Below are 10815 nucleotides of genomic sequence, written 5' to 3'. Positions count from 1 at the left end.
GCTCCTCTCAATTACGCTTACAGCATTGATGAGCTGAAGACCCTCGACGTGATTCTGACCTGCCAAGGCGGCGACTACACCAGCGAAGTGTTCCCGAAACTGCGCGAAGCCGGTTGGCAGGGTTACTGGATCGACGCGGCCTCGAGCCTGCGCATGAACGATGACGCGGTCATCATTCTTGATCCGGTGAACCGCAAGGTCATCGATCAGCAGCTCGATGCGGGCACCAAGAACTACATCGGCGGCAACTGCACCGTCAGCCTGATGCTGATGGGCCTGGGCGGTCTGTTCGAAGCCGGTCTGGTCGAGTGGATGAGCGCCATGACTTATCAAGCGGCCTCCGGTGCCGGCGCGCAGAACATGCGTGAACTGATCAAGCAAATGGGCGCGACCCACGCCGCTGTCGCTGATCAACTGGCCGATCCGGCCAGCGCGATCCTTGACATCGACCGTCGCGTTGCTGATGCCATGCGCAGCGAAGCGTACCCGACCGAAAACTTCGGCGTACCGCTGGCCGGCAGCCTGATCCCGTGGATCGACAAGGAACTGCCGAACGGCCAGAGCCGTGAAGAGTGGAAAGCTCAGGCCGAGACCAACAAGATCCTCGGTCGCTTCAAGAGCCCGATCCCGGTCGACGGCATCTGCGTGCGCATTGGCGCCATGCGTTGCCACAGCCAGGCGCTGACCATCAAGCTGAACAAAGACGTACCGATCGCCGATATCGAAGGGCTGATCAGCCAGCACAACCCTTGGGTCAAACTGGTACCGAACAACCGCGATATCAGCATGCAGGAGCTGAGCCCGACCAAGGTTACCGGCACCTTGAATGTGCCGGTTGGCCGTCTGCGCAAGCTCAACATGGGCTCGCAGTTCCTCGGCGCGTTCACCGTTGGCGACCAACTGCTGTGGGGCGCCGCCGAACCGCTGCGTCGCATGTTGCGGATTTTGCTCGAGCGTTGATCGCTTGAAGCAATGAAAGAGCCCGTGCCTTGAAAGAGGTGCGGGTTTTTTTATGCCGATCGTTCCCACGCTCTGCGTGGGAATGCATCCCGGGACGCTCCGCGTCCCTTTACAAGCCGAACGCGGAGCGTCCGATGCGGCATTCCCACGCGGAGCGTGGGAATGATCCGGGTGGGCAGAAATTGCCTGTGCGCCAGTCACCCGGTAAAGTGCCGCTCCCCCCGTTTCGCCAGAGGCTCGCACCATGACCCAGACCCTAGATATTGCCGTAATCGGCGCCACCGGTACTGTCGGCGAAACCCTCGTACAGATTCTCGAAGAGCGCGACTTTCCGGTCGGCAACCTGCACCTACTGGCCAGCAGCGAATCCGCCGGTAGCTCGGTGCTGTTCCGTAACAAAAACGTGCGCGTGCGTGAGGTCGACGAGTTCGATTTCAGCAAGGTCAAACTGGTGTTTTTCGCCGCTGGCCCGGCCATCACCCTGAGTTACGCGGCGCGCGCTCACGCTGCTGGTTGCTCGCTGATCGACTTGTCCGGCGCCTTGCCGGCCGATCAGGCGCCGCAAGTGGTGCCGGAAGCCAACGCCGCTGTACTCGCCAATCTGAAAGCGCCGTTCCAGGTCAGCAGCCCTAGCCCGTCAGCCACCACGCTCGCGGTGGTATTGACGCCGTTGCTCGATCTGATCGATCTGCAATACGTCAATGTCAGCGCCAGTCTGGCGATGTCCGCGCAAGGTCGCGAAGCGGTGACTGAGCTGGCGCGGCAAACCGCCGAGCTGCTGAACATGCGCCCGCTGGAGCCAACCTTTTTTGACCGGCAGGTAGCGTTCAACCTGCTGGCTCAGGTCGGCACGCCGGACGCGAACGGGCACACGCTGCTGGAAAAACGTCTGGTGCGCGAGCTGCGCCAAGTGCTGGCGCAACCTTTATTGAAGATTTCCGCAACTTGCGTTCAAGCCCCGGTGTTTTTTGGCGATAGCTTTAGCGTGACCTTGCAGTCGAAGAAGGCCGTCGACCTGAAAAAGGTCAACGCGGCGCTCGAAGCGGCGCCGGGGATCGAGCTGGTTGAGGCCGGTGATTATCCGACTGCGGTCGGTGATGCAGTAGGGCAGGACGTGGTCTATGTCGGGCGCGTGCGCAGCGGTGTCGACGACCCGGCGGAACTTAATCTGTGGCTGACGTCAGATAACGTACGCAAAGGCGCGGCCCTTAACGCTGTGCAGGTAGCTGAATTGTTGATAAAAGACCTGCTGTAAAAGATACTTGGCAACAATTTGTCGACTGATTCTAGGTGAGCGCTATGCTTGCCCGGAGCAGTTGAAAACGTGTCACCCTCCGGGACTTTCCGGGGCATCAAAGAAATGATCGCGCGCGACATCTGTCGTCGTCGCGCGCAATGCCTTACGGCAGCGACAATCAATATCTTCTCGCTGGCCGAGGAACGTTCAAACAAAGGATGAGGCTATGGTTCAAGTTCGCAAACTGGTGTTAGCAATAGCGGCCGCCTCGGCGCTGTCCTCCGGTATGGCGCATGCCCTCGGGCTCGGGGAGCTGACCCTGAAGTCGACCCTGAACCAGCCGCTGGTGGCTGAAATCGAGCTGCTCGACGTCAAGGATCTCACCGCTGCCGAAGTGGTGCCGAGCCTGGCTTCACCCGAAGATTTTGCCAAGGCCGGCGTTGATCGCCAGGCCTTCCTCAATGACCTGACGTTTACCCCAGTGCTCAATGCCAGTGGTAAAAGCGTACTGCGCGTGACGTCGAGCAAGCCGCTGTCCGAGCCGATGGTGAAATTCCTCGTGCAGGTGATGTGGCCGAACGGCCGTCTGCTGCGCGACTACAGCGTACTGCTCGATCCGTCGAAGTTCTCGCCGCAGACGGCTGATGCCGCTGCGCAACCGGCGCCGTCGCAAACCGTCACCGCGCCAACCACTGGCGCCACGCACTCGACTCAATACACCACGACCGCCCGCGATACCTTGTGGGAAATCGCCGCGAAAGCGCGCAATGGCGGCTCGGTGCAGCAGACCATGCTGGCGATTCAGGCGCTGAACCCGGACGCCTTTATCGGTGGCAACATCAACCGCTTGAAAACCGGTCAGGTGCTGCGTCTGCCGGATTCGACACAAAGCACCGCGCTGCCACAAGCCGCCGCCATTGCAGAAGTCGCTGCGCAGAACGATGCCTGGCGCTCGGGCCGTCGTTACGTGGCCAAGCCTGGCACTGGCCAGCAGCAGCTGGATGCGACCAATCGTGGTCGTGGCAATAGCGGCGCTGCGCCAAATACCAGCGACAATCTGAGCCTGGTGTCTGCCGAAAGCGCCAAGGCGCGCGGCAAGGGCCCGGCCGGCGATGCCAAGGCGCTGAGCAACAAACTGGCGGTCACGCAGGAAAGCCTCGACACGACCCGTCGCGACAACGAGGAATTGAAGAGCCGCGTGTCCGATCTGCAAAGTCAGATGGACAAGCTGCAAAAACTGATCGAGCTGAAGAACAATCAACTGGCGAAGCTGCAGGCTGAAGGCTCGGGCGCTGCACCAGCCGCTAACGCTGCAAATCCAGTGGTGCCTGCGGTGCCTGCGATTACCGCCGAGTTGGCCGCGACACCGCCTGCAACTCCGGCAGAAGCGGCCGCGTCGCCAACCCCGGAATCGGCGATTGCACCGCCAGTCGATGCGCCGGTAGCGCCGACTGCCGAGCCAAAACCGGTTGTCGATGACGAGAAAACCTTCAATGAGCTGCTGACCAACCCTGTTCTGTTGGGGCTGATCGGTGGCGGTGCGGTGGTTCTGCTGCTCCTGCTGTTGCTGCTGGCGCGTCGCCGCAAAGCTCAGCAGGAAGCCGAGAAACACATGCGCATGGCGCGTGCCTTGTCCGAAGAACAAGAGTTCTCCGCTGAACAGGATCTGCCGGAAAGCAGCTTCGAAGGTCTGGAAACACCAGCCGCCAGCGTCACACTCAATACCCCGGCTCCGGCGCCAACGCCTGCGCCGGCAGCGGTCGTTGCGCCAGTGGTCATGGCCACGCCGATTGCGGCGCCGCTGGTTTCTCCAGCCGCCGAGCGCTCCGATGACGTGCTCGACAAAGCGCAATCGCACATCAACGCCGGTCGCCTGAATCAGGCTGCTGCGTTGTTGGAGGAGGGCGTCAGCCTCGAGCCGCAGCGCAGTGATCTGCGTCTGAAACTGATGGAAGTCTACGGTCAGCAGGGCGATCGCGATGCGTTCGTTGCTCAGGAGCGTCAACTGGTGGCCAATGGCGATAACTTCGCCAAGGTCGAAGAGCTGAAAAGCCGCTTCCCGGCCATGGCCCTTGTCGCTGCCGGTGGCTTGGCCGCTGCCGCTGTTGCTGCCGAACTGGACGCGCAATACGTCAAAGACTTGCTGCTGGATGAGCCGGAAGCACCTGCTGCTGCCCCGGCACCGGCGGAAGATGATCTCGACAGCGCGTTTGACCTGAGCCTGGACGATCTCGACAACATCACGCCGATCGAGCCTGCGCCTGTTGTTGAGCCGCAAGCGCCGGAAGCACTGGCCGAACTCGACGAATTCCCGGCGGATGACGATCTGAGCTTTGAATCGGTGCTGCAACAGCAGACCGACATCAAAGAAAACCTCGACGACCTGTCGGACTTCGATCTGGATCTGGATCTCGGCGCCGAACCATCGCCAGCCACTCTGGCCGAAGACGACTTCCTGTTGGATCTGGACGATGGCGTGAAAGACCTGTCGCCGGTTGAGCCGCCCGTCGTGGCTGACGTACCGCAGGACGATCTGGAGCTGCCGGCCGATTTCGATCTGTCGCTGGCGGACGAGATGGATTCCAATCCACCGGCCGAGCCTGACGCGTTCGCGGCGGAGTTGGATGACGTCAACGCTGAACTGGATCGTCTGTCGCAGAACATCGCCGAGCCGACGTTTACTGAGGCGGATGCGGCGCTGGACGCTGATCTGGGCGAAGACGATTTCGACTTCCTCTCCGGCACCGACGAAGCGGCGACCAAACTCGATCTGGCTCAGGCCTACATCGACATGGGCGACAGCGACGGCGCGCGCGACATCCTCAACGAAGTGTTGACCGAGGGTGACGAGAAGCAGCGGGGCGAGGCCAAGGACATGCTGTCGAGCTTGTAATCAGTCCAGCGGTAAACGAAACGGCAGCCCATAGAGGCTGCCGTTTTTGTTTGGGTTTTCAAGATCAAAAGATCGCAGCCTTCGGCAGCTCCTACGGGGGAATGCGGATTTCTGTGTAGGAGCTGCCGAAGGCTGCGATCTTTTGATCTTGAGGCCTTATAATGCCCGCCTTTGCAAAAACAGCAGGCTGTCCCACCTTGGCAAACATAGATAACCCGGTCGCCGAAATGGCCCCCGACGGCTTTTACCGCGTTGCGCTGGGCGTTGAATACAAAGGCTCGCGCTACAGTGGCTGGCAGCGCCAGTTGACGGGTGTGGCCACGGTGCAGGAAGAGCTCGAAAAAGCCCTGTCGAAAGTCGCCAACTCGCCGGTTTCCTTGCAGTGCGCCGGGCGTACCGACGCTGGCGTACATGCCTGCGGACAAGTGGTGCATTTCGATACCACGGTCGATCGCTCGCTGAAAGCCTGGGTCATGGGCGCCAACATCAATCTGCCCCACGACATCAGCGTCAGTTGGGCGCGGGTGATGCCGGCGCATTTCCATGCGCGGTTCAAGGCCATCGCCCGGCGCTATCGCTACGTGATCTACAACGATCAGATCCGTCCGGCGCACCTCAACGAAGAAATCACCTGGAACCATCGTCCGCTCGACGTCGAGCGCATGGCCGAGGCCGCGCAGCACCTGATCGGCACCCATGATTTCAGCGCGTTCCGTGCCGGTCAGTGCCAGGCCAAGTCGCCAATCAAGAAGATGCATCACCTGCGCGTCACCCGCCACGGCAAGATGATCGTCCTCGACATCCGCGCCAACGCCTTCCTGCATCACATGGTGCGCAACATCGCTGGCGTCCTGATGACCATCGGTGCGGGCGAGCGGCCGGTCGAGTGGATGAAGGAAGTGCTGGAAAGCCGTGAACGCCGCTCCGGCGGGGTGACAGCGCATCCGTACGGCCTGTATCTGGTGCAGGTTGAGTACCACGATGAATTCCCGTTGCCCGAGCGTTTTATCGGTCCACATTTCCTTACGGGATTCTCGGAACTTGACGGCTGACGCCCTCGAACGCTTTTGTTACCATCCGGGACTTTCCCGGATTTTGCCTTGGAGTTTTTCTCGACATGTCAGCCGTTCGCAGCAAGATCTGCGGGATTACCCGCATAGAAGATGCGCTGGCCGCCGTTGAGGCCGGGGCGGATGCGATCGGATTCGTGTTTTACGCCAAGAGCCCGCGCGCAGTGTCCGTGCAACAGGCGCGGGCGATCATCAAGGCGTTGCCGCCGTTCGTGACCACCGTGGGCCTGTTCGTTAACGCCAGCCGCTGCGAGTTGGGGGAAATCCTCGATGCGGTGCCGCTGGATCTGCTGCAGTTCCACGGTGATGAAGTCGCTGAAGACTGTGAAGGCTGGCATCGCCCGTACATCAAAGCGTTGCGGGTAAAGGCTGGCGACGACATCGCTGCGGCTGTAGATGCCTACCCAAGCGCCAGCGGTGTGTTGCTCGACACCTATGTTGAAGGCGTGCCTGGCGGAACCGGCGAGGCGTTCGACTGGTCTTTGATTCCGCAAGGTTTGAGCAAGCCGTTGATTCTGGCCGGCGGCCTGACCCCGGAAAACGTCGCGGGCGCCGTGGCCCAGGTAAAACCCTACGCCGTAGACGTCAGCGGCGGGGTAGAGGCGAGCAAGGGCATCAAGGATCACGCAAAGATCCGCGCATTTATCAAGTCAGTAAAAGAGAAATAGGAACCAGCAGGAACCTGTAGGAGCCTGTAGGAGCTGACGAGTGCAACGAGGCTGCGATCTTTTGATCGTAAAAAACAAGATCAAAGGATCGCAGCCTCGTTGCACTCGTCAGCTCCTACAAGTTCCTACTAGTTCTTACAGAGTGGCGGTGCCGATATTGATGTGACGGCTGGCAGTCTGCCGCCGTCCATCAATGCACTTGCACAAAGCAAGCGTGGCTGAGGGTTGTCCGGATTGCACGCAGGTCATGTTTCGCGCTGACCGTGGCGGTTCACCAACCATCGCCGCACACATGAATTTAGCTCAAGGGCATACGCGGGGTTGCGAATCGAAAGGTTCGGGCCGCCGGTACTGGAGAAAGAAAGCATGAGCAACTGGTTAGTAGACAAACTGATCCCTTCGATCATGCGTTCCGAGGTCAAGAAGAGCTCGGTGCCTGAAGGTCTTTGGCACAAATGCCCGTCTTGCGAGGCTGTGCTGTATCGTCCGGAGCTGGAAAAGACCCTGGACGTTTGCCCCAAGTGCAACCACCACATGCGCATCGGCGCACGTGCGCGCATCGACATCTTCCTCGATGCCGAAGGTCGCAATGAACTGGGCGCCGATCTGGAGCCGGTTGACCGTCTGAAATTCCGCGACGGCAAGAAGTACAAGGATCGCCTGGTGGCTGCGCAAAAGCAGACCGGCGAGAAAGACGCGCTGATCTCGGTCAGCGGCACCCTGCTGGGCATGCCGGTGGTGGTTTCGGCGTTTGAATTCAGCTTCATGGGCGGTTCCATGGGCGCCATCGTTGGTGAGCGTTTCGTACGTGCTGCCAACTATGCGCTGGAAAACCGTTGCCCGATGATCTGCTTCGCCGCTTCCGGCGGTGCGCGCATGCAGGAAGCACTGATCTCGCTGATGCAGATGGCCAAGACCTCGGCTGTGCTGGCGCGTCTGCGTGAAGAAGGCATTCCGTTCATCTCCGTCCTGACCGACCCGGTCTACGGCGGTGTTTCCGCGAGTCTGGCGATGCTCGGCGATGTGATCGTCGGTGAACCAAAAGCCCTGATCGGCTTTGCCGGCCCGCGCGTTATCGAACAAACCGTGCGTGAAAAACTGCCGGAAGGCTTCCAGCGCAGCGAATTCCTGCTGGAACACGGCGCGATCGACATGATCATCCACCGTCAGGAACTGCGCCCGCGTCTGGGTAACCTGTTGGCACAAATGACTGGCAAGCCGACGCCGAAATTCGTCGCCGCGCCAATCGAGCCGATCGTGGTTCCACCGGTACCTGCTGGCCTATGACCGAGCGCACCCTTGGCGAATGGCTCGCCTACCTTGAGCAGTTGCATCCGTCGGCCATCGACATGGGTCTGGAGCGTTCGCAACAGGTAGCGTCCCGCATGGGGCTGGGCCAGCCGGCGCCTCGGGTGATTACGGTCACCGGCACCAACGGCAAAGGTTCGACCTGCGCATTCGTGGCTTCATTGCTGCGTGCGCAGGGCCTGAGCGTCGGTGTCTACAATTCTCCGCACCTGCTGCGTTACAACGAGCGGGTGCAGCTCAATGGCGTCGAAGCCACTGACGCACAGCTGTGCGAAGCCTTTGCTGCGGTTGAGGCCGGGCGCGGCGACACTTCCCTGACCTACTTCGAAATGGGCACCCTCGCGGCGTTCTGGCTGTTTCAACAGGCAAAACTCGACGCTGTGGTGCTCGAAGTTGGGCTGGGCGGGCGTCTGGACACGGTCAACGTAGTCGATGCCGACATCGCGCTGGTCACCAGTATTGGCGTCGATCACGCCGATTATCTGGGCGACACCCGCGAATCCGTGGCTTTCGAGAAGGCCGGGATTTTCCGTCAGGGCAAACCTGCCTTGTGTGGCGATCTGAATCCTCCGCAACCGTTGCTCGACAAGGCGCGCGAACTGGCCTGTCCGTTCTTCCTGCGCGGGCGTGATTTCGATCTCGGTATCACCGATCAGCACTGGCAGTGGCGCGGTACCGATGCGCAGGGTCAGGCTGTCGAATTGCGCGACTTGCCGCTGCTCGATCTGCCGATGGAGAACGCTGCGCTGGCGTTGCAGGCTTATCTGTTGCTCGGTTTGCCGTGGCATGCCGAGCAGATCATTGCCGCCTTGCAGGCGACTCGCGTGGTCGGGCGTCTGGATCGCCGTTCGTTCGAGTGGAACGGCAAACGCCTCAATGTGTTGCTGGATGTGGGGCATAACCCGCACGCGGCCGAGTATCTGGCCCGTCGGCTGGCCTCGCGGCCACCGGTCGGCAAGCGCCTGGCAGTGTTCGGTTTGTTGGCCGACAAGGATCTGGATGGTGTTGTCGGCGAATTGAATGCTAGTGTCGAGCATTGGGCTGTCGCGCCGCTGGATTCGCCGCGCGCACGTCCGGTGGCCGAATTAAACGCGGCATTGCAGAACCTTGGTGCGTCGGTCACGTCTTACGACAGTGTCGCCGCCGCGCTGGACGGTCAATGCGCAGTGGCGACAAGCGACGACGAGATTCTGTTGTTCGGATCATTTTATTGTGTTGCCGAGGCCCTTGAATGGTTGGCCCGGCACTCCACGGAGGAAGCGGCAAATGGCTTTGCTGGATAAAGCGTACAAGCAGCGCATGGTGGGCGCTCTGGTGCTGGTGGCGTTGGCGGTGATTTTCCTGCCGATGCTGTTTTCGCGTCAGGACGAACAGCGTCAGGTTGTCGTGGAAGCACCGGCTTCCCCGCAAGCCCCGACCGTGCCGCAAGTGCAGGTCGAGCCGGTCGCCGTGCCTGAACCGCAAGCCTTGCCGCAAGAGCCTGTGCCGACGGACGAAGAGGTTGCCGAGCAAGAAGCGCCTTCGGCACCGATCGCCGCCGCACCGGTAGTGCCAGCGCAGATCGTCAAACCGACAACGCCGCCGCCAACCTCAAAACCGATTCCTGCGCCTGCTCAGCCGATTACTGCCGGCCCGAGCGCCGCAGCGAGCAAGCCGGACACCACGCAAAGTCGCGTCGATGCCAACGGTCTGTCGGTGAGCTGGTCGGTGCAACTGGCTAGCCTGTCGAGCCGTGCCAGCGCTGAAAGCTTGCAGAAAACCCTGCGCAGCCAGGGTTACAACGCCTATATCCGTACGGCCGATGGCAAGAATCGGGTGTTTGTCGGCCCGCTGATCGAGCGCGCTGAAGCCGATCGTTTGCGTGATCTTTTGAGCCGTCAGCAGAACCTCAAGGGTTTTGTCGTGCGCTTCCAGCCTGAGCGCGGTTAAAAACTATCGCCTCGATTGAAATGCACTGACAATCGCAGCTTACCGAGAGGCATGCGCTCTGCTAAAATGCGCCGCCTTATCCGTCTGTAGGCTGCACTGTGCCATTTACCTGGGTTGACTGGGCGATCGTTGCAATCATCGCCATCTCCGCTTTGATCAGTTTGAGCCGCGGCTTCGTCAAAGAAGCATTATCGCTGGTGACCTGGATCATCGCAGGAGTCGTCGCCTGGATGTTCGGTGGTTCATTGTCCGAGTACCTCGCCGGATACATCGAAACCCCATCGGCTCGCGTGATCGCGGGCTGTGCCATCATGTTTGTCGCCACACTGATCGTGGGCGCAATGATCAATTATCTTATCGGCGAGTTGGTACGCGTCACCGGATTATCCGGGACCGATCGATTCCTCGGCATGGCCTTCGGCGCAGCGCGTGGCGTGTTGCTGGTGGTCGTGGCGATCGGGCTGTTGAGCCTGGGGCCGGTACAGCAGGACGGGTGGTGGAAAGAATCCCAACTCGTTCCCAAGTTTCTATTGGTCGCCGACTGGTCCAAAAACCTGATCCTCGGGTGGAGCAGTCAGTGGCTTGCCAGCGGAATCAGCGTACCCGCTGATATTCCGTTCAAGGAGCAACTCTTGCCGTCGGCGAAAACGCCTGAGTGAGTGTTGTTGAGTTCTGATCGATTTAGTTGGGGTTGCGTCGCATGTGTGGCATCGTCGGTATCGTCGGTAAGTCGAACGTCAATCTGGCGCT

At 60.6% G+C, this 10815-nt stretch carries 9 protein-coding genes; all 9 read left to right on the top strand.

All coding sequences use genetic code 11. From position 1 onward, the window contains the following. A partial coding sequence (asd, locus tag ACIP66_RS26940; protein ID WP_400652176.1) for an aspartate-semialdehyde dehydrogenase occupies nucleotides 1-960 on the top strand: 960 nt, incomplete at its 5' end. Between the two features lie 244 nt (nucleotides 961-1204). Next, nucleotides 1205-2215, top strand: coding sequence for an aspartate-semialdehyde dehydrogenase (locus tag ACIP66_RS26935; RefSeq protein WP_400652172.1), 1011 nt, complete (start codon nucleotides 1205-1207; stop codon nucleotides 2213-2215). Nucleotides 2216-2423: 208 nt separating this feature from the next. Continuing rightward, nucleotides 2424-5090: a FimV/HubP family polar landmark protein gene (locus ACIP66_RS26930; protein WP_400652170.1), complete on the top strand. Its 2667-nt coding sequence runs from the start codon at nucleotides 2424-2426 to the stop codon at nucleotides 5088-5090. Between the two features lie 227 nt (nucleotides 5091-5317). After that, nucleotides 5318-6142 (top strand): tRNA pseudouridine(38-40) synthase TruA, encoded by an 825-nt coding sequence (gene truA, locus ACIP66_RS26925; protein WP_077571926.1) that lies wholly within the window; start codon nucleotides 5318-5320, stop codon nucleotides 6140-6142. 65 nt (nucleotides 6143-6207) lie between these two features. Beyond that, nucleotides 6208-6828: a phosphoribosylanthranilate isomerase gene (locus ACIP66_RS26920; protein WP_400652167.1), complete on the top strand. Its 621-nt coding sequence runs from the start codon at nucleotides 6208-6210 to the stop codon at nucleotides 6826-6828. Between the two features lie 366 nt (nucleotides 6829-7194). Then, nucleotides 7195-8115, top strand: a complete 921-nt coding sequence (gene accD, locus ACIP66_RS26915; RefSeq protein ID WP_008083214.1) for an acetyl-CoA carboxylase, carboxyltransferase subunit beta — start codon at nucleotides 7195-7197, stop codon at nucleotides 8113-8115. Beyond that, nucleotides 8112-9419 carry a bifunctional tetrahydrofolate synthase/dihydrofolate synthase gene (folC, locus tag ACIP66_RS26910; protein ID WP_400652164.1) on the top strand — a complete coding sequence of 436 codons (1308 nt, stop codon included), beginning with the start codon at nucleotides 8112-8114 and terminating at the stop codon, nucleotides 9417-9419. Before accD ends, folC begins: the two co-directional genes overlap by 4 nt. Next, nucleotides 9403-10065 carry an SPOR domain-containing protein gene (locus ACIP66_RS26905; RefSeq protein ID WP_400652163.1) on the top strand — a complete coding sequence of 221 codons (663 nt, stop codon included), beginning with the start codon at nucleotides 9403-9405 and terminating at the stop codon, nucleotides 10063-10065. The genes folC and ACIP66_RS26905 overlap by 17 nt, the downstream gene beginning before the upstream one ends. A 98-nt stretch (nucleotides 10066-10163) precedes the next feature. Further along, on the top strand, nucleotides 10164-10724 hold the full coding sequence (locus tag ACIP66_RS26900) for a CvpA family protein (protein ID WP_400652160.1): 561 nt from the start codon (nucleotides 10164-10166) through the stop codon (nucleotides 10722-10724). Nucleotides 10725-10815 lie beyond the last annotated feature (91 nt).

The organism is Pseudomonas sp. NPDC088429, from assembly GCF_044753305.1.
In the GTDB taxonomy this organism is placed as follows: Bacteria; Pseudomonadota; Gammaproteobacteria; order Pseudomonadales; family Pseudomonadaceae; genus Aquipseudomonas; species Aquipseudomonas rustica.
Note: the sequence above shows the minus strand (reverse complement) of the source record. Positions and strands in the feature narration are given on the sequence as shown.

Excerpts from the sequence above, each read along its gene's own strand:
- ACIP66_RS26935 (WP_400652172.1), top strand. The coding sequence starts at position 1,205 with ATGACCCAGACCCTAGATATTGCCGTAATCGGCGCCACCGGTACTGTC.
- ACIP66_RS26930 (WP_400652170.1), top strand. The coding sequence starts at position 2,424 with ATGGTTCAAGTTCGCAAACTGGTGTTAGCAATAGCGGCCGCCTCGGCG.
- truA (WP_077571926.1), top strand. The coding sequence starts at position 5,318 with ATGGCCCCCGACGGCTTTTACCGCGTTGCGCTGGGCGTTGAATACAAA.
- ACIP66_RS26920 (WP_400652167.1), top strand. The coding sequence starts at position 6,208 with ATGTCAGCCGTTCGCAGCAAGATCTGCGGGATTACCCGCATAGAAGAT.
- accD (WP_008083214.1), top strand. The coding sequence starts at position 7,195 with ATGAGCAACTGGTTAGTAGACAAACTGATCCCTTCGATCATGCGTTCC.
- folC (WP_400652164.1), top strand. The coding sequence starts at position 8,112 with ATGACCGAGCGCACCCTTGGCGAATGGCTCGCCTACCTTGAGCAGTTG.
- ACIP66_RS26905 (WP_400652163.1), top strand. The coding sequence starts at position 9,403 with ATGGCTTTGCTGGATAAAGCGTACAAGCAGCGCATGGTGGGCGCTCTG.